The sequence below is a fragment of the Rhodococcus sp. 06-235-1A genome (assembly GCF_002258785.1).
In the GTDB taxonomy this organism is placed as follows: domain Bacteria; phylum Actinomycetota; class Actinomycetes; order Mycobacteriales; family Mycobacteriaceae; genus Rhodococcoides.
The window spans coordinates 128,250-146,228 of sequence record NZ_NOYI01000012.1 but is presented as its reverse complement, the minus strand read 5'-3'; the positions used below and the strand labels follow the sequence as shown (position 1 = coordinate 146,228).

At 64.6% G+C, this 17,979-nt stretch carries 20 protein-coding genes; 8 read left to right on the top strand and 12 right to left on the bottom strand.

The features are described from left to right. Positions 1–4: 4 nt before the first annotated feature. Positions 5–1,126, bottom strand: a complete 1,122-nt coding sequence (locus CH275_RS11105) for an ABC transporter ATP-binding protein (protein WP_094678032.1) — start codon at positions 1,124–1,126, stop codon at positions 5–7. A gap of 199 nt (positions 1,127–1,325) precedes the next feature. Between CH275_RS11105 and CH275_RS11100 the strand changes: the two genes are divergently transcribed. Next, complete coding sequence (locus tag CH275_RS11100; protein ID WP_094678029.1) at positions 1,326–2,666, top strand: hypothetical protein; 1,341 nt, start codon at positions 1,326–1,328, stop codon at positions 2,664–2,666. Next, positions 2,663–3,760: a hypothetical protein gene (locus tag CH275_RS11095; RefSeq protein ID WP_094678670.1), complete on the top strand. Its 1,098-nt coding sequence runs from the start codon at positions 2,663–2,665 to the stop codon at positions 3,758–3,760. The genes CH275_RS11100 and CH275_RS11095 overlap by 4 nt, the downstream gene beginning before the upstream one ends. 34 nt (positions 3,761–3,794) lie before the next feature. Here the strand turns inward: CH275_RS11095 and CH275_RS11090 are convergent, their stop codons facing one another. Both CH275_RS11090 and CH275_RS11085 read right to left on the bottom strand, forming a co-directional pair. Beyond that, positions 3,795–4,076 carry a hypothetical protein gene (locus tag CH275_RS11090; RefSeq protein ID WP_094678027.1) on the bottom strand — a complete coding sequence of 94 codons (282 nt, stop codon included), beginning with the start codon at positions 4,074–4,076 and terminating at the stop codon, positions 3,795–3,797. A 98-nt stretch (positions 4,077–4,174) separates the two neighbouring features. Beyond that, the gene (locus tag CH275_RS11085) at positions 4,175–4,708 is read right to left on the bottom strand and encodes a CGNR zinc finger domain-containing protein (RefSeq protein ID WP_094678025.1); all 534 of its coding nucleotides are present in this window, start codon (positions 4,706–4,708) and stop codon (positions 4,175–4,177) included. Positions 4,709–4,747: 39 nt separating this feature from the next. Between CH275_RS11085 and CH275_RS11080 the strand changes: the two genes are divergently transcribed. Beyond that, positions 4,748–5,749 (top strand): EamA family transporter, encoded by a 1,002-nt coding sequence (locus CH275_RS11080; RefSeq protein ID WP_094678023.1) that lies wholly within the window; start codon positions 4,748–4,750, stop codon positions 5,747–5,749. Positions 5,750–5,756: 7 nt separating this feature from the next. On the opposite strand, the gene CH275_RS11075 is transcribed toward CH275_RS11080, so the two are convergent. Then, positions 5,757–6,401: a TetR/AcrR family transcriptional regulator gene (locus CH275_RS11075; protein WP_094678021.1), complete on the bottom strand. Its 645-nt coding sequence runs from the start codon at positions 6,399–6,401 to the stop codon at positions 5,757–5,759. Positions 6,402–6,474: 73 nt separating this feature from the next. On the opposite strand from CH275_RS11075, the gene CH275_RS11070 reads away from it, so the two are divergent. Genes CH275_RS11070 through CH275_RS11060 form a run of 3 tightly spaced genes read left to right on the top strand, consistent with a single transcriptional unit; the run spans position 6,475 to position 9,555 of the window. Then, positions 6,475–7,341, top strand: coding sequence for an SDR family oxidoreductase (locus CH275_RS11070; protein WP_094678019.1), 867 nt, complete (start codon positions 6,475–6,477; stop codon positions 7,339–7,341). Positions 7,342–7,368: 27 nt separating this feature from the next. Beyond that, on the top strand, positions 7,369–8,859 hold the full coding sequence (locus CH275_RS11065; RefSeq protein ID WP_094678017.1) for a flavin-containing monooxygenase: 1,491 nt from the start codon (positions 7,369–7,371) through the stop codon (positions 8,857–8,859). Positions 8,860–8,895: 36 nt separating this feature from the next. Then, positions 8,896–9,555 carry an NADPH-dependent F420 reductase gene (locus tag CH275_RS11060; RefSeq protein WP_094678015.1) on the top strand — a complete coding sequence of 220 codons (660 nt, stop codon included), beginning with the start codon at positions 8,896–8,898 and terminating at the stop codon, positions 9,553–9,555. 14 nt (positions 9,556–9,569) lie between these two features. On the opposite strand, the gene CH275_RS11055 is transcribed toward CH275_RS11060, so the two are convergent. The 5 genes from CH275_RS11055 to CH275_RS11035 all read right to left on the bottom strand — a co-directional run bounded on the left by CH275_RS11055 (position 9,570) and on the right by CH275_RS11035 (position 14,411). After that, on the bottom strand, positions 9,570–9,851 hold the full coding sequence (locus tag CH275_RS11055) for a protealysin inhibitor emfourin (protein ID WP_094678013.1): 282 nt from the start codon (positions 9,849–9,851) through the stop codon (positions 9,570–9,572). Between the two features lie 10 nt (positions 9,852–9,861). Next, complete coding sequence (locus tag CH275_RS11050) at positions 9,862–10,899, bottom strand: M4 family metallopeptidase (RefSeq protein ID WP_094678011.1); 1,038 nt, start codon at positions 10,897–10,899, stop codon at positions 9,862–9,864. Positions 10,900–10,993: 94 nt separating this feature from the next. Further along, entirely contained in the window at positions 10,994–11,743 is a 750-nt protein-coding gene (surE, locus tag CH275_RS11045) for a 5'/3'-nucleotidase SurE (RefSeq protein ID WP_094678009.1), read from the bottom strand. Continuing rightward, on the bottom strand, positions 11,740–12,693 hold the full coding sequence (locus CH275_RS11040; protein ID WP_094678007.1) for a PfkB family carbohydrate kinase: 954 nt from the start codon (positions 12,691–12,693) through the stop codon (positions 11,740–11,742). The genes surE and CH275_RS11040 overlap by 4 nt, the downstream gene beginning before the upstream one ends. 44 nt (positions 12,694–12,737) lie before the next feature. Continuing rightward, positions 12,738–14,411 carry a phospholipase D family protein gene (locus CH275_RS11035; RefSeq protein ID WP_094678005.1) on the bottom strand — a complete coding sequence of 558 codons (1,674 nt, stop codon included), beginning with the start codon at positions 14,409–14,411 and terminating at the stop codon, positions 12,738–12,740. A 54-nt stretch (positions 14,412–14,465) separates the two neighbouring features. Between CH275_RS11035 and CH275_RS11030 the strand changes: the two genes are divergently transcribed. Next, positions 14,466–15,314 (top strand): aldo/keto reductase, encoded by an 849-nt coding sequence (locus CH275_RS11030; RefSeq protein ID WP_094678003.1) that lies wholly within the window; start codon positions 14,466–14,468, stop codon positions 15,312–15,314. Positions 15,315–15,369: 55 nt separating this feature from the next. Here CH275_RS11030 and CH275_RS11025 read toward each other — a convergent pair whose 3' ends face one another. Next, positions 15,370–16,008: a 3-oxoacid CoA-transferase subunit B gene (locus CH275_RS11025; protein ID WP_094678001.1), complete on the bottom strand. Its 639-nt coding sequence runs from the start codon at positions 16,006–16,008 to the stop codon at positions 15,370–15,372. Beyond that, complete coding sequence (locus tag CH275_RS11020; protein ID WP_094677999.1) at positions 16,005–16,766, bottom strand: CoA transferase subunit A; 762 nt, start codon at positions 16,764–16,766, stop codon at positions 16,005–16,007. Before CH275_RS11020 ends, CH275_RS11025 begins: the two co-directional genes overlap by 4 nt. A 169-nt stretch (positions 16,767–16,935) precedes the next feature. On the opposite strand from CH275_RS11020, the gene CH275_RS11015 reads away from it, so the two are divergent. Beyond that, positions 16,936–17,691, top strand: coding sequence for an IclR family transcriptional regulator (locus CH275_RS11015; RefSeq protein ID WP_094678668.1), 756 nt, complete (start codon positions 16,936–16,938; stop codon positions 17,689–17,691). On the opposite strand, the gene CH275_RS11010 is transcribed toward CH275_RS11015, so the two are convergent. Then, positions 17,688–17,960, bottom strand: coding sequence for a hypothetical protein (locus CH275_RS11010; RefSeq protein WP_179276107.1), 273 nt, complete (start codon positions 17,958–17,960; stop codon positions 17,688–17,690). The two genes, CH275_RS11015 and CH275_RS11010, sit on opposite strands and share 4 nt — an antisense overlap. Between the last annotated feature and the right edge of the window lie 19 nt (positions 17,961–17,979).

Here is a 17,979-nt window from a genome sequence, read left to right as displayed (position 1 = left end):
TCGGTCAGGCGACGTACAGGGGTGTACCGGTGCGGGCGGGTGCCTCCTCGGGCGACCACCTCAAGCGTGGACCGCTGTCGCGGTCGAACAGATGCACGTCCGCAGGATTCACGCGGATTGAGATCGGCGCGCCCGCGCGGGCAGTGGATGGCCGAGGCACTCTGATGGACAACGGGTTTGCACCGGCACGAACGTGGACCAGCTCTTCGCTGCCGAGGTTCTCGACGGTGGCGATGACGGCCTCCACGTGAGCCTGCGTGTCGACGATCTGCATTTTCTCCGGCCGAATTCCGGCCACGACCGGGTGTTCGCTGTGTGAGTCGGCCTCGATTCCGAGAGGGATGTCGATGCCGGGAGCGACGGCGTGCAGCTCGCCCCGGCATCCGGTGACGATGGCGTCGAACAGGTTCATGGGCGGGGCACCGAGGAATCCGGCGACGAAGGTCGATCGTGGGGTGTCGTAGAGCTCGGCCGGTGTGCCGATCTGCTCGATGTGGCCGTTGTCCATCAGTGCTATTCGGGTCGCCATGGTCATGGCCTCGACCTGATCATGTGTGACGTAGAGGAAGGTGGTGCCGATCCGCCGATGCAGCTCGATCAACTCGCTGCGTGTTGCGCTGCGGAGCTTGGCGTCGAGATTGGACAGGGGTTCGTCCATCAGAAATGCACCCGGGTCTCGAACCATCGCTCGCGCCAGTGCAACTCGCTGTCGTTGTCCGCCGGAGAGTTCGGCCGGTCGGCGGTCGAGTAATTCGCTCAAATCGAGGGTCGAGGCGACCGCTGCCACCGAGTTCGCGATCACCGTGCGGGAGAACTTGCGAGATCGAAGCGGAAAGCCGATGTTCTTGGCGACGCTCAAGTGTGGATAGAGAGCATAGCTCTGAAACACCATCGCAAGATCTCTGTTACGTGGCGGGGTAGCGGTGATGTCTTTGTCGTCGAGTAGGATTCGGCCGCTGGACGGCTGAATCAGTCCGGCCACCAAGCGCAACAAGGTTGACTTCCCGCAACCGCTCGGTCCCAGGAGAACCAGGAACTCCCCGTCGGCGATATCGAGATCCACGTCCTTGAGTGCGTGTGTTTTGCCGTACTTCTTGGACACGGACTCGAGCTGTATGCGGCCCACCGCAACCCCTCACCTGGTGCTGTCGAATCGATGGCCATATGCCAACACCCGGTGATGTATCGGAGATGAACGGTGTGAGGTGGTTGCGGCTGGTCGGTGGCCCCGCAATACCCATGAGCTGGAACGATAGGTTCTCGCACTCGTCCGATCGGCGGCGCGAAAGCGCGAGAACCTCCCGCTGGGTCTGTATTGTCGTTCGGTGCCCAGAGGTAGAAGACAGGACTTCATCGTCGACGTATCCGTCATCGTCACGGTCGTAGCCCTCGGGGTCGTCGCGTCCGGCCTGCTTCGATCGCCAGAGTCGGCTGTGGCCGAGAGTGATTCCCTCGTTGTGTCCGAGCCGATCGAGTATCCGGTCGATATCCCGGGCTGTTCTGAGGTCGAGCCGCCACCTTCCGATGACGGCGAGCTGGTCATGTCCTCGTCCATCGGAGGCGAGACCCCGTCGTACGACAACCCCGACTATCCGTGGCTCACCTCGGGCAAAGCCGGTGCCATGTCGGCTGCCGTTCTGGCCGCGCTGCCAGCGGATGTCACCGTCGAACTGGCCGCCCCATCCCAGTCGCTGACCTTCCAACCGGTCGACGACCTCGGCGGTGCTGCACCGGAGGGCTTCGAGCCCAGCACCAGCGCGACGGGAACGTTGGCTCGGGCCGATTCCTCGGCCTACGCAAGCGTCGACGTTCGGCCGTCCGAGACCGGCGTACCCGCCTGTGTCGCAGGCGCTCTCGATGCGCGAACCAGCAACTCCGACGGCACCGTCGTCGACACCAACGACAATTGGTACGAGTACGGCGGCAAGCGAACTCACTTCCGCACGGCCACCGCCTACCACCCGGACGGGACGCAGGTGACCGCGAACCTTACCGCCACCGAGTCGGCGGAATTTCCGCTGGAAGCACAGGAGTTGGCTCGAATTGCGACCGTGCAGGATCTGCGTGTCACGATGCCTGCCCCGGCGGGAAGTGCTGCGCCACGGCAGGATTGCTACGTCTCGTCGGGCGAATTCATGTCGGATGAGACCGGAACGGTTGCTGACATTCAGCCCGAATCCTTAGCCGCGGCGAATGACGCGTTGACGGCAGCGTGGCAGGCGATTTCGAACGCTCCGGCAGTGGATCGACCGATCGGGTCACTCGTTCCCGGTTCGTACGGTTCCGGGGTATGCACCGATCTGCAGGTGATCGGAACTCGCGTGGGGCTGAACATCTCGGTATCCGGGGGCGCGGAACTTCCGGTGCCGCTCGATCCCTACGATCCAGAGTCCGCGTACGGACCCGTCATCGAAACACGAACGCTGCCCGACGGTTCGGTGGTCGAAAGCTATGACACTGATATCTCGAACAGCTTCGTCTCCGAGGACGGCACCACACAGCTCACGCGTTCGGTGACGGTGACACGACCGTCCGGGGTGCAGGTGTCGGTGCGATCGACGGTTGATCTCGACCCCACCCAGTACGCACCGCTGGTGTTGCCGGAACCACTGTCTTTCGAGGTGCTCGATGCTGTGGCGCAGGCTCCGATTGCGCAGTGGCCATGACCGATTCGCAGAAGCGGTCCACTGTCCGTGCCGGAGTGGCGGTTGCTGTCGCCGCCGTATCCGTCGTCGCTGCAGTCGTCGTGGTGTCGATGCAGGACGTTCCCGCCGAACAGCCGTTGGACGTCCAGGCTATGACACCGACGTTCTCGGAGGAGACGACGACCACGCAGGCTCCGTCCGGTCCCATCCTCGACCCGACGTGGCAAATCGACGCCGAGACTGTCTATGGACGTCAGTTCGCCGCATTCCGTTCTCCTGCAGCAGATTTGCAGTACGACTCGAGTGTCACCGGGGTGATCGACGCCGGTGATGTTCTCGTCACAGCCGTTGGCTTGCCGAATCCACGCTCGTACTCCGTGGATTCGATCGAGTTCGTGGCCATCGATGCCGAGGGCGGCGATGTGCGCTGGAAGAAGTCACCCGGCAGCGTCGACGAGTGCGCGAGCGTGCCCGTTCAGGGCGACATCGTCTGTCTGGATTCGTATTCCGACGTCCCATCGATCGTGAGCATCGGCGTGGACGGCGGGGAGACACGGAGAACGCCGATCCCCGAAGCCTGGTTCCCGTACGCGATCGAGAGCGACGGGACATCTGTGTACCTGCTCGAAGGCAACCCCGAGGACGGGGAGTCGGTGTTGCACGGGGGTTCGATCGATTCCCTCGACCGGATGTGGTCGCGCCCGATCGCGTCGCTTGCGGGCTGGGATGGCGTCGAGGGCCCGCTGATTCACGTGTCCGACGGACGAGGGCTTGTCACCCTCGGCGGCGAGGCCACATTCTTCGATCCGCAGACCGGTGCGCCGATCGAGGGTCTCGAATTGACCTCCGATTCAACCGTTGTCGACGCAGGGGGTGCGGACGTGTGGACGCTGCGAGATCCGTACGCGTCCGAGACGACCGTCGGCAACACCGCATATTCGTTCGAGGAGAACGCGCTCGTAGCCACCACAGAATCGGACGACGTGCGGTGGCGATGGCCACTGCCCGAGAGGTCCGACGGATTCACGGAGTCGGGTTCGTTCGTCGACACCCGCTCGGGGGTGTTCTTCCTCGGAACCGATTCGATGGTTCGTCTCGAATCGGTTCCGAGCTGATCCGTCTCGTCCGCAGGTCTGGGGAGCCGAACTGTTACTCGCGATGCGGTGTTCGCTCGCCGGTACTGGGGTCGACGTCGAACAGTTCGTCGGTGTGGTCCGGCGCGTAAACGACCTGCGTGGACTCGCTGGATCGACGACGAGCGCCCTCGCGTACGGCCAGATATCCGCCGGCGAACAGCGCGATCACGGCGATGCCCGCAACGATCGCCCAACCCTCGAAGCCGCCGGCCAATGCGGCGATCAGGCCGCCGATTGCGGCAATTCCGGCAAAGATCAGTACGACGGCCAACATGTTGACGACAGCTCTGGACATGCTTGATACGGGAGGCCTTTTCTCGACCATGGGAGTAATTCCTTTCGATCAGTTCGATCGTGGAATACCCGAAAGCCGATCGACTAAGCCCCGCGGTCCTACTGGGCCTTGCGCGCTCGATACGCGGCAACGGCCGCGCGGTTGCCGCAGGTCGTGCTGCAGAAGCGACGTGACCTGTTGCGCGAGAGATCGAGGACAAGCCCGTTGCAGTCCGGATCGGCGCAGACGTCGAAGCGGGACAGCTCGTCGGCGCGGATGACGTCGATCATCGCCATTGCGGTTTCGACGACGATGCGGGTCGCGAGCGGGCTGTCGTCGGCGACGGCATGGACGTGCCAGTCGAGATCGCCGTGCCTCACCAGTCGCGGTAGGGCCGAGGACTCGGCCAGCAATCGGTTGACCTCGACCACCGCGTCGTCGCGGCTGCTGGTGAGCAGTGATCGCAAGGTCGGCCGGAGTGCCCTGACTGCCTCGAGCTCGGCGTCGTCGCCGTCGAAGCGGCCGGAGTAGCCCTGTTCGGAGATGAACTCGGCCAACTGCTCGCGCGTGGTCAGCGTGTCCGGCTCCTCGGCGGAATTGACCAAGGCCACGGCGGACAGCAACGACAATTCCGCGTCATGAGCAAAAAGCATGTTGACACCTTACCAAGTGACTCCCTACTGTCACGTGTCATGACGGCTTACACTCATGACGCGCAGGTGGATCGCGCGTCTGCACACGACGCTGCCGCGCGGTCGCGTCGACTTTCTGGGCTCGGCTTCGCACTGCTCTCGGCGGCGTCCTTCGGGCTTTCCGGCTCACTCGCCACGGGCTTGCTCGACGCGGGCTGGACGGCCGGGGCCGCGGTGACCGCCCGGATTCTGTTGGCGGCGGCCGTCCTGCTGATTCCGTCGATCCTCGCGTTGCGCGGGCGGTGGGGCCTGCTGGCGAAGAACTGGAAGCTGCTCCTCGCGTACGGGGCTTTTGCGGTGGCCGGCTGCCAGCTCGCCTTCTTCAACGCCGTCGGACGTATGGAGGTGGGCGTGGCGCTGCTGATCGAGTTCACCTCGCCTGTGGCCGTCATCGGCTGGATGTGGTTCCGACACCAGCAGCGTCCGGGCCGCCTGACCGTGGTGGGTGCGCTGCTGGCCGCGATGGGCCTGGTGCTGGTGCTCGACCTGATCTCCGGTGCCGACGTCGACACCGTCGGCGTGCTGTGGGCACTGGGCTCGATGGCCGGTGCAGCCGTCTACTGGGTGTTGTCGGCGGACGAGAGCAACGGACTTCCGCCGATCGTGCTCGCCGGGGCAGGCCTGCTCACGGGTGGGCTCATCCTGCTGGTCGCCGGACTCGTCGGCATCGTCCCGTTCGCTGCCCCGCTCACCGATGTCGTCTTCGTCGATGCGGTTGTGCCGTGGTGGGTTCCGATCGTCGGGCTCGGAGTGGTGACGGCAGCGCTTGCCTACGTCCTCGGGATCGCCGCGGGCCGACGCCTCGGGTCGCGGTTGGCGTCGTTCATGGGATTGATGGAAGTCGTTGCCGCACTTGTCTTCGCGTGGCTGCTGCTCGGGCAGGCTCCGGCTCCGATCCAATTGGCCGGTGGCGCACTGGTTCTGCTCGGCGTGGTCGTCGTCAAGTCCGGCGAGAGGGCCACTGCGGAGGAGCCGGTGGAGCCGCTGCAGAGCAGGGCTTGAAAACTCACTAGCCGTCGACGCGGCCGAACACCACTGCGGCCAGAATGGTGTGGGCGCTGGCGATCACCGAGTCCAACGGTTCGCGTTCGGGGGAGAGCAGCCACTGTTGGGCGATGGTGAGGACCGCGCCCACCAGTCCCATGGCCAGTGTTCGACGGTTGGGCCCGGCGAGCCCGCGGCTGGAACCGACGGTCTCGGCCACCTGTAGCACCGTCGCGGAGAACGAGGTGGTGGTCTTGCGGTACAGCGCGTCGACGGTAGGCGAAACGCCGAGGATTTCCACGAAGGCGATGCGTGCAGACTTGGGCTGTTCGGCGACGAACGTGAAGAAGCCGGTGAGGGCTCCGCGGAGCACCTGCTCGCTGGAGTTCGTCTCTGCGGCAGCTCCGGCGAGAATGCTCTCGCGCATGGCGTCGGTGGCGCGGGCATAGGTCGCCATCAGCAGGTCCTCGCTGTTGGTGAACGACTCGTAGAAGTAGCGCTTGGTCAGGCCCGCCTCGCTGCACACCTTCTCCACGGTTGCGGTCCGGTAGCCGGTGGTGCCGAAGACCTCGACGGCGGCGTCGAGCAGGCGGATTCGACGCTCCTGCTGCCGCTGCTGCGGGTCGGCACCTCGGTAGGCGCGGCCGACTTCACTGTGATGCGTGGTCACACACAGATCTTGACACCGCTCGGTATCAGATGCAAAGTGTTCGCAGACAAGCATTCCGATCGAGGGGGAGCACATGGCGGCGTCGACGCTACGCAACAAGGTCGTTCTGATCACCGGAGCAGCACGGGGAATCGGTGCCGCAACGGCACGGGCGCTGGCCGGACGTGGTGCTCAGCTGATACTCGTCGACGTCGACGAGGCCCCGCTGCGAGAGCTGGCGACGCAGCTGAAGGCCGAGGCGTTCGTGGCAGACGTCCGAAATCTGGACGACATGCAGCGCGCAGTCGACGGCGGCATTGCGGCCTACGGAGGTATCGATCTGGTGCTCGCCAACGCCGGTATCGCCAGCTACGGATCGATCATGCAGGTCGACCCGGCCACATTCCAACGCGTCATGGACATCAACGTGATGGGCGTGTTCAACACCGTCCGCGCCGCCCTGCCGTCGCTGATCGAACGCAACGGCTACATCCTCGTCGTCTCCTCGCTCGCGGCATTCACCCCCTGCCCCGGCTTGGCGGCCTACAACGCGAGCAAGGCTGCGGCCGAACACTTCGCGAATGCGCTTCGGCTGGAAGTGAACTACCGAGGAGTGGACGTCGGCTCGGCTCATATGGCGTGGATCGACACCCCGATGGTGCAGGACGCCAAATCCGATCTCACGGCATTCCAGGATTTGCTTGCGGTACTGCCCGGCCCGCTCGGCAAGACCATGACCGTCGAGCAATGCGTCGACGCGTTCGTCGACGGCCTGGCCAAGCGCAAGCGTCGCGTGTACGTACCGCGCTGGGTGGGTGCAGCGTCCTGGTTCAAGGCCGTCATCACCTCGCGCGTCGGCGATCGCAGCATGCTGGCGCACGTGCCGACCATCCTGCCCAAGATGGACGAAGAAGTAGCTCGCCTCGGTAGGTCCGAGAGCGCTCGTAACAAGACCAGCTGACCCCCCACCGAAGGAATCGTTGCTGATATGACTGCCGTACTGACCACCCCCGAGGTCGATGTCCTCATCATCGGTGCCGGCCTGTCCGGCATCGGGGCCGCGCGTCATCTCGGGCACGATCTGCCCGGGAAGACGTACACCATTCTCGAGAGCCGCGACGCGATCGGTGGCACGTGGGATCTGTTCCGCTACCCCGGTATTCGCTCCGATTCCGACATGTACACCCTCGGGTACAGCTTCAAGCCGTGGATGGGCGAGAAGTCCATCGCCGACGGCACCGACATTCGCAACTACATCGTCGAAACCGCCCGAGAAGCAGGGGTCGACAAGCACATTCGGTTCCACCACAAGGTGATTGCCCTCGAATGGTCGTCCGAACAGCAGTTCTGGACCGTGACCGCGCTTCGTAGCGACACCGACGAAACAGTCACGATCACCGCGTCGTTCGTGTTCTCCTGCAGCGGCTATTACAACTACGACAAGGGGTTCACCCCCGAGTTCGCCGGCCAGGAGAATTTCGGCGGGCAGGTGATCCACCCGCAGCACTGGCCCGAGGATCTGGACTATGCGGGCAAGAAGATCGTCGTCATCGGCAGTGGCGCCACGGCGATCACATTGGCCCCCAATCTTGCCCGTGATGCCGAGCATGTCACGCTGCTGCAGCGCTCGCCGAGCTATATCCTCTCTCTGCCGTCGAAGGACCCGATTGCGCAGACACTCCGCAAGAGGTTGCCGAAGAAGTGGGCGTACAGCGTCACTCGGCTCAAGAACGTGTCGATGGCGATGCTGATCTACACACTGAGCCAGAAGTACCCGGAATTCATGAAGAAGCGGATCCGCACGTTGCAGGAGGGGTGGCTGCCGAAGGGATACGATCTCGACACCCACTTCACCCCGTCGTACAACCCGTGGGATCAGCGTCTGTGTCTGGTGCCCGACAACGATCTGTTCCGTTCGATCCGCAAGGACGAGGTCTCGATCGTCACCGATCACATCGAGCGCTTCACCGAAACCGGCCTGCAGCTGAAGTCCGGCCAGCATCTCGATGCCGATATCGTCGTCACCGCAACGGGATTGAATCTCTCAGCGCTCGGTGGTGCGACGTTCCGCGTCGACGGCGAGGACGTGGACCTGCCCAGCACCATGGCCTACAAGGGCATGATGCTCACCGGTATCCCCAACTTCGCTTTCGTCGTCGGCTACACCAACGCCTCGTGGACGCTGAAGGCCGACATGGTGTCCAACTACGTCATGCGACTGCTCGCGCACATGGACGAGAAGGGATACAGCACGGTCGAACTCGAGCGCGACCCGTCGATCGACGAAGAACCGTTCCTCGACTTCGCAGCGGGTTACGTGTTGCGTGCCGTCGACAACTTCCCGAGGCAGGGAAGCGAGACCCCGTGGAAGCTGCGGATGAACTACTTCCGCGACCTGCCGGTTCTGCGCTACGGCAAGCTCGTCGACAACGCCATGAAGTTCGGTCGACCGCGGTCGAAAGTCTCGATCGGATCCTGACGGGAATTGTTTCGGGTCGGGCGTGTTGGTTCGAGTATGAAAATTGGAATCATCGGTAGTGGACTGATCGGCGGCACCCTCGTTCGGAGGTGGGCGGCGCTGGGTCACGAGGTTCGATTCTCGAATTCACGCGACCCGGAGACCCTGGCAGATCTGGCGGCAGAGACCGGAGCGACGGCAGTCTGGGCGGCTGACGCCGCGCAGGATGCGGACCTCGTGCTTCTGAGCATTCCGCAGAAGAACGTGCCGGATCTGGCTCCGGGTATCGCCAGTGCCCGCAAGCCTGGTGCCCCGATCATCGAGACCAACAACTACTACCCGCAGCAGCGGGACGGTTTGATCGAGGACATCGAGGGTGGCACGCCCGAAAGTGTGTGGGTGTCACAGCAGCTCGGTGAGCCGGTGATCAAGGCGTTCAACGGAATTTGGTACAAGCATTTGCTCGAGAAGGGCGTGCCGGCCGGGGCCAGCGGTCGAATTGCGCTGCCGATCGCAGGTGACGACGACGATGCCAAGAAGCTTGTGTTCTCGGTGATCGACGAGCTCGGTTTCGACCCCGTCGACGGTGGAACCCTCGCCCAGTCGTGGCGTCAGCATCCGGGTACGCCCTCGTACGGCAAGGACTTCGGAGTCGACGCACTCGTCGAGGCGCTGGGGCAGGCTACCGAAGAACGCAGCGAGGAGTGGAAGGCCTGACTTACAGGTCTGAACTACCTGACGCGACCCTCGCGGAGTGTGCGCTCCGCGAGGTCGCGTAGCGGCCCGGTCAGGTTCGAATCGCCCACCCGGCACGAGTGCTCGCCCACTGACACACTCCAGACGAATGTGTCGCGGGCATTCGACTCGGCCGCGTCGGCGGATTGCTGATCGGCAATGTACGGCTGGGCAGCCTCGACCAACGACTGCCATTCCGGCTCGTCGGTCTCGACGACGCCGCGCTTGGACATTCCGGCGACACCGCCGGTTCGTAGTACCTCGATGCGCAGGCTCATCTGCCCTCGATCACACCCGATCGTCGCTCGGCTTCCATGTTGTCTGAACTCCCACGGTAGACCAACCCGTGGCCACGGCCTCGGAAACGTCGGACCCGGCTCCGAATCGCTTGTTCGCCGCCGCGAGTGTTCCGGCGGCAAAGCCGGCGAAGTCGACCGTCGGCGACAGTCCGCCGACCGTCATCGTGTCGAACCACACCTGCCCGACGCGATCCCAGGCCGGACCGCCGAGCGTGGTGGCGGCAACGGCGAAGGCTCGGTTGGGGATACCCGAATTGATGTGCACGCCGCCGTCGTCCTCGGTGGTGACCACAAAATCGTCCATGCTGGCCGGCTGCGGATCTTTGCCGAGTACGTCGTCGTCGTACGCGGTGCCGGGTTCGAGCAGCGAACGCAATGCCTTGCCCTGCACCGCGGGCAGGAAAAGCCCTTCACCGATGAGCCACGACGCGTCCTCGGCGTTCTGCTTGGCGGTGTACTGCTCGACGAGTGCGCCGAAGACGTCGGAGATCGACTCGTTCAGTGCGCCGGCCTGGTCCTTGTATTCGAGCGGGGTGGTGTACTGCGTGAACCCGTGCGCGAGCTCGTGCGCGATGACGCCGAGCGAGACGGTGAATCGAGCGAACACCTCACCGTCACCGTCGCCGAACACCATGCGCGAGCCGTCCCAGAACGCGTTGTCGTAGTCCTGTCCGTAGTGCACCGTTGCATCGAGGGGCAGGCCGCTGCCGTCGAGACTCGAGTAGCCGTAGACCTCGTCGAAGAATGCGTAGGTCGCGCCGAGACCGTCGTACGCCTCGTCGGTCGCCTCATCGCCGGTGGGATCCTCACCCTCGGCTCGTACCTGCTGGCCGGGAAGATCGCGAGTGGACTTCGCATCGGAGATCGTGCGCTCCAGCGTGCCGCCGGTGCGCGGAGCAATGGCGGTGCGAGCCTGGACCACCTCGCGGCCTGCACGCATCTCACGGTCGGCGAGCAGCGTGGCGCGGGCACCAGCTCCCTGCAGCCGCTCGAGCAGGAACGGTGGAACTACAGATCGAAACGTCATATGCGGTGACCCCCTAGGTCCGTGGCATGTGCGGTGATGGTTCCCAGTGTGCACGACACCACCGACACATTCCGGCGGGCACGGACGAAGTGGGTCAGCCGCGCATCGCCGACAGGTCGATGCCGTCCACCTCGCTCGGCGGGCGGATCGCCGTCAACGTCGCCCAGTTCGCGGCCAGCAGTGAGGCGTCGGAATCGTCGTCCTCGGCTTGGATCTCGTCGAAGCGTACGGTGACGAAATCTTCTCCGCGATCGCCTATTTCGGCTTGCACCGCACCGTAGCGGGCCAGCGACGCCGGTGTGATGCCTGCGAACTCCTGCAGGGGAACGTCGGGAATGTTGACGTTGACCACTGCGTCGATCTCGCGGTGCGCCATCATCCACGTCACCGCGATACGGGTCACGTGCTCGGCTGTCTCCCAATGGGCAGGCTCGGTGGCGATCGACGACAATGCCATGGCAGGAACTCCATGGGTCAGTGCCGTCAGCGCCGCGCCGACGGTGCCCGAATGCAGTACGGCAGCACCGGTATTGGGGCCGTGATTGATCCCGGAGAGCACCAGATCCGGAGGGTCGCCGAATGCGCCGCGGGTGGCGACGAACGCGATGAGGGCGGGCGAGGCCTGCACCGCATACGCCGATACGCCCGGCAGACTTTCGAGCTTCACCGCTTCGATGCCGAGGTGATCGTCGACGCCCATGCCGGTCAACGCCGCGCTGGCCCCGCTGCGCTCCTCGTGCGGCGCTGCCACGACGACGTCGAGACCGGCCTGCGCGGCCACTCGTGCGAGCAGGGCGATACCCGCGCTGTGCACGCCGTCGTCGTTGGTGATCAGAGCTCTCATTTCTTGCCTGCCTTCGCGTACGGCCGAACCTCCACCGACTCGGTGAGGCCGAGAACCAAGTCGCGTCGCCCGCTACCCAGGCCGCGCCGCGTGACGTTCGCCGTGCCCGCTCCGCCGCCGAGTCGTAACGCCTCCGGGACCGACAGTCCCTGAGCCAGCCCCGCGGCGATGCCTGCACTCATCGAATCTCCTGCTCCGTGGTGATCGACCATGCGCAGACCCGGCGTGACTATTTCGAGCACGTCTCCGTCCACCAGTGCGAGAGCTGGATCTCCTGCCCGTGAGATCACCACGATCTCCGCACCGTCGTCATGCATCTGCCGCATCGAGTCGATGAGGTGCGCCGGGTCCTCGGACTCGGCCCGGCCGTCGGCGATGAGGTCCTCGTGGCTGACTTTGAGCACCGTGAGGCCGCCGGCGAGCGCAGCGATCATGGTCGGCCCCGATAGGTCGGCCACCACCGTCTTACCCAGGGCGGTGAGATCCGCGCACAGCCTCTCGTACACCTCGGGCGGAACGATGTCTTCGGCGTGTGGCCCACCGAGAATCGCCACATCGCTGCGGGCACCGGCGGCAAGGGCCGCGCCGAACAGATCGTCGAGCGCGTGCCTGGCCAGCGGCGGCGGATCCACTGTGGCCAGTACCTCACGCTCCCCGCTGCGGCGATCGTGGACGTAGGAGCCACTTTCCTGGCCGATATCGACGGAGACGACGGAGATGCCCTCACTCTCGACGATGCCGCGCAACACGGCACCGATCTCGCCGCCGAAGACCCCGGCGAGTGTGACATCGAGACCGAGCACCGACGCCATCCGAGCGATCCAGTGGCCCTGACCGCCCGCGTGCACATGCAGTTCGGTGGAGCCGTTGGGGGCAGCGTCGAGGGTCACCGTCAACAACGGAGACGGTGCGAAGACGAGGGCGCTGAATGTTCGAGAGGAAGGAGGCATCGAGAGTGAATGCCCGAAATGTCAGGTCCGAAACGACAAGCACATCAGAATCGACGACGCAGGCGCATCCCGATGGGGCGGCCGTCGGGATCGACGAACAACCGATAGGCGAGTGCTGCGAGTCGCTGCTGCCAGACGGGCGGCACCGAGATCTCGTGCCTGCGCAGTCGGCCGACGGGCCGGGACTTGGCGGACGGTTTGCGATGCCAGTTGTCGAGAGCGGTCGCGCTGGCCGAGACCACGTCGAAGAACTGCTGCGGGTCGACGAGGTCTGCGTCGTCGCCGTCGGCCCGCCCCAGGTGCTCGCGAATCAGCTCCAGGCGCAGGTTGCGGGCATGGGTGCGGGCACCGTCGCCCAGTCCGGCTGGGTCGAGTGGTTCGCGGTTGTCGCGCTCCTCGTCGACGATGGCCGCAGTCAGCTCCGAATCATGGGTCCAGGAGCGGCGATTGAAGTTGTCCGATCCCACCGCGGTCCACACGTCGTCGATGATGCAGACCTTCGAGTGCACGTATACCGGTATGCCACGGTCGTTTTCGATGTCGAGTACCAGAACGCGGTCACCGCCGGCCGCGCGGATGACTCCGAGTGCCGCCGAGTGTCCCAGCAGCGCAGAAGGAATGGTCAAGTTGCTGTCGTCGTCGAGGTGCTTGGGGACCACCACCACCAGCTTGAGGTTCGGTTTCCGTCTCAGCGCAGCGGCGAAGACGCGTGCGACATCCACCGACCACAGGTACTGATCCTCGATGTAGATCAACTCGGCGGCCCTGTCGAGGGCTTTGGCGTACGCGCGGGCCGCGCTGCGCTCGCCCTTCGTTGCGAAGGGGTAGGCGGGGCGTCGGCGGGGATAGGTGCGCAACAGCTGCACCGAGCACGTGCCCTGCGGCTCCGGGGCCTCGGCCGCAGGAGGGAGTTCCGACGGTTCGCGCGTCACTCCGCGCAGCAGGTCGGGTATTGCGTGCCACGGCAAACGGGAGAGAGCCGCGGGATCCTCCCAGCGTTCGCGGAAGACGTCTTCGACGTCTCGTACCGCCGGGCCTTCGATCTGCACCTGCACGTCGTGCCACGCTGGGATCTCGCCGTACTCGGGCGGGAAGGGACGCGAGACCGGATCGCCGAAATGATCGGCATCATCGCGTCGAGCACGGGCCAGGTCGATGCCACCGACGAATGCGATGTCGGGCAGATCTTTCCTGCCGTACCGTACGACCACGAACTTCTGATGGTGGCTTCCGGTCACCAGCACGCGCTGGTCGAGGATGACCTCGCCGCCCGCGTCCTCCAGCCGCAGCGCGAGCTTGCGGTTCTTCGGGCCGGTGAAACCAAGGGTCTCCATGTGGGAGCGCCACACCATGCCCTTGACGATGCCACCGCGGTGCGCGACGGCGGCCAGGGCATCTTCGACAGTCACGCCGTCGTCGGTGAGCAGCTGCTCCGGGTCGCCGCGCCAATCGGTGAAGAGCACCAGATCGTCGCGCTCGGTCTGCTCCAGGGCTCGTGCGAGTGCAGCGAAGTAGGTCTTGCCGTGCACCAGATTCTCGACGCGGTTGCCCTCGGTCCACGCCGAAATTCGGGTGTCGTCGTTGCCCCGCTCGGGGGCAGTGAGAAACCACGGGTGCGCGGGGTCGAAGTGGCGCTCGGGGGCAATCAGAGCGGACGTGGACCGGCCGAATTTCTCGGCAACCCCGTCGACGACGCGCCGGATGCGCTGCACTATCACGCTCGCATCATCCCACCCGGTTTGAAGGCAACGGTGGGCGGGCACCCGAGCGATATGACTCAGGTACCCAACGTCACGCTCAGAAACGGCAAGCAGATTCCCCAGCTCGGCTTCGGCGTGTTCCAGATCGATCCCGAGGAGACCGCGAAGGCCGTCGAAACGGCGCTCGAGATCGGCTACCGACACATCGACACCGCCGAGATGTACGGCAACGAGAAGCAGGTCGGCGAGGGCATCCGTAACTCCGGAATCGATCGCGAATCGGTCTTCGTAACCAGCAAGCTCAACAACGGTTTTCATCGGCCCGACGACGCGCGTAAGGCGTTCGACGCGACGCTCAGCGACCTCGGAACCGACTACGTGGACCTCTTCCTCATCCACTGGCCCTTGCCCACTCGCTACGACGGTGACTTCGTCTCCACGTGGAAGACATTGGAGGAGTTCGCAGCCGACGGCCGTGCCCGCAACATCGGCGTCTCCAACTTTCAGCCGGCCCACCTCGACCGGTTGGCGGAAGAGACCGAGACGGTCCCCGCGGTGAACCAGATCGAGGTACACCCGTACTTCGCCAACAAAGACGTGTGGGCATACGGCCGTGAGCACGCCATCCCCACCGAGGCGTGGTCACCGATCGCCCAGGGCAACGTTCTCGACGACGCGGAACTGAAGCGAATCGCCGACGCGGCAGGCAAATCCGTCGCACAGGTGGTGCTCCGCTGGCACATTCAGCGCGGCAACATCATCTTCCCGAAGTCGGTGACGCCGGAGCGGGTGAAGGCCAACTTCGAGATCTTCGACTTCGAGCTCAGCTCCGCCGATCTGGACGCCATCACGGCTCTGGACAAGGGTGAGCAGGGTCGGACCGGACCGAATCCGGATACGTTCGACATGATTCCGGACTAGTACGTAACACTGTGGGCCCGTACGTCTTCGGACGTACGGGCCCACAGTCGTTCGTTCAGTGCTTCAGAGTCGATCCGGTTGCGGCGGTGACTTGATCGGCAGTCACGCCCGGTGCCAGTTCCACCAGCTCGAGCGTGCCGTCGCCTACCACGTCGATCACAGCCAGGTTGGTGATGATGCGATCGACGACGCCCTGGCCGGTGAGCGGCAGGGTGCAGGCGTCGAGGATCTTCGGGTTGCCGTCGCGGTCGGTGTGTTCCATGACGACGATGACGCGTCGGGCACCGTGTACGAGGTCCATCGCGCCGCCCATGCCCTTGACCATCTTGCCGGGCACCATCCAGTTGGCGAGGTCGCCGGTGCGGGAGACCTGCATGCCGCCGAGCACTGCGGTGTCGATGTGACCGCCGCGAATCATGCCGAAGCTCAGTGACGAATCGAAGTACGCGGCACCGGGATTGACGGTGACGGTTTCCTTGCCCGCGTTGATGAGGTTGGCGTCGACCTTGTCCTCGGTGGGGTACGGCCCGGTGCCCAGGATGCCGTTCTCCGAATGCAGCGTGACCTTGACGTCGTCGGTCAGATATCCCGGGATCAGTGTCGGCAGGCCGATGCCGAGGTTGACGTATTCCCCGTCGACCATCTCTGCTGCGGCGCGTTCGGCCATCCGATCGCGCGTCCATCCTGCGCTCATGCTCGAACTCCTGAACTGACGGTGCGCTTTTCGATGCGCTTGTCCTGTGGCCCGGTGTGTACGACGCGTTGGACGAACACGCCGGGAAGATGTACGTGGGCCGGATCGATCTCACCCGGCTCCACGAGGTTCTCGACCTGCGCGATGGTGATCTTGCCGGCCATCGCGGCGAGGGGGTTGAAGTTCATCGCGGTCTTGTCGAATACGAGATTGCCTGCTGTATCACCTGTTTCGGCGTGCACCAGCGCGAAGTCGGCATTGATCGACTCTTCGAGGACGTACCGCTTGTCGCCGAACACACGGGTTTCCTTGGGCGGGGATGCGATGGAAACCGAGCCGTCGGCGTTGTAGCGCCACGGCATTCCGCCGTCGGCGATGGGGCTGCCGACCCCGGCGGGGGTGAAGAATGCGGGAACGCCGTTGCCGCCGGCGCGGAGTCGTTCGGCGAGCGTGCCCTGAGGGGTCAGCTCGACTTCGAGTTCGCCCGCGAGGTACTGCCGGGCGAATTCCTTGTTCTCGCCGACGTAGGAGGCGGTGACGCGGCGAATGCGTCCGGCAGCCAGCAGGATTCCGAGTCCGTAGCCGTCGACGCCGCAGTTGTTGGAGAACACTTCGAGCTCGTCGGCGTCGGTGTTCGCGATGGCGTCGATGAGAGCGTCCGGAATGCCGCACAGCCCGAAGCCGCCGACCGCGATGGTCGCCCCACGGCCGATGTCCGCGACCGCGTCGACGGCGGACGCGTAGGTCTTTCCTGTCACAAGAACTCCTGATGTGTTCGTTGAGCAAACGATGTAGCCAGTGAACCTGAGCTGTGTATATCGGTGAAGTGAATGCCCGAAATTGCTCGTTCGGTGAACGGATGCGGGTTTGGCGTCCACTGAGTGGACGTACTATGACCAGGTGACCTCAGCGGATACCAACGCAAGTGTGATCGGAAAGATCTGTTCGTTGCTGCGCGCGGCGGGAAGCGAGGAACCGTCGGGTGCGTCGACGAGTGCCCTCGCGCGGGCGTCCGGTATCGCGCGACCCACCACCCATCGATTGCTGTCGACGCTTGCCGAACAGGGATTCGTCGACCGTGACGCCGCGACCGGTCGCTGGTCGCTCGGTCCCGAGATCTACCTGCTGGGATCGATGGCGGCACTGCGGTACGACATCACCGATCAAGCGCGAAAAGTAGTGCAGGCGTTGGCTACCGAGAGCGGAGAGAGTGCCTTCCTGTCGGTCCGCAGGGGTTCGGAGACGGTGTGCCTGCTTCGAGTAGAGGGGAGTTTTCCGCTGCGCTCGCACGTGCTGTACGAGGGAATTCGGCTGCCGCTCGGAGTGGCGTCCGCAGGGTTGGCCATCCTCGCGCATCTACCCGATCGGGAGGTCGACGAATACCTGAGTGGCGTTGATCTGGTGCCCGAGTGGGGAGACAGTCACTCCGACGACGAGATTCGACGGCGGATAGTGCTCACCCGGACAACAGGATTCGCCGTCAACCCTGCGTTGTTGGTCGAGGGGAGCTGGGGTCTGGGTGCTGCGGTGTTCGATCGCGCCGAAAAGCCGGCGTGGGCGCTGAGCTTGACGGGTGTCGAGACGCGATTCCGCGACGATCGACGACGTGAGTTGGGCAAGATGCTCCTCGACGCTGCGCATCGACTCACGATGCAACTGGGGGAGCGGCCCAGCCCCGGCTAGCTGTCGAGCTCGTCCAGAATGTCTGCGGCGTCCTGGCTGCCTGCGGCCGCCAGTCTCTGCAGCTCGACGCGATCACCGCGTTCACCGGCAAGTTCGACCAGGATGTCGACGGCATCGGTACTGCCCGCGTCGGCAAGAGAGCGCAGCTCGTCGAGGTCGTTGCGAGAGCCTGCGAGTTCGACCAACTGGTCGATGGCGTCCTCATCACCCTCGTGTGCCCGAGCTCGCAACTCGACCATCTCGGACGCCGTGAAATCGGGATCGCTCATGGAGTGGAGTGTAGAGCTG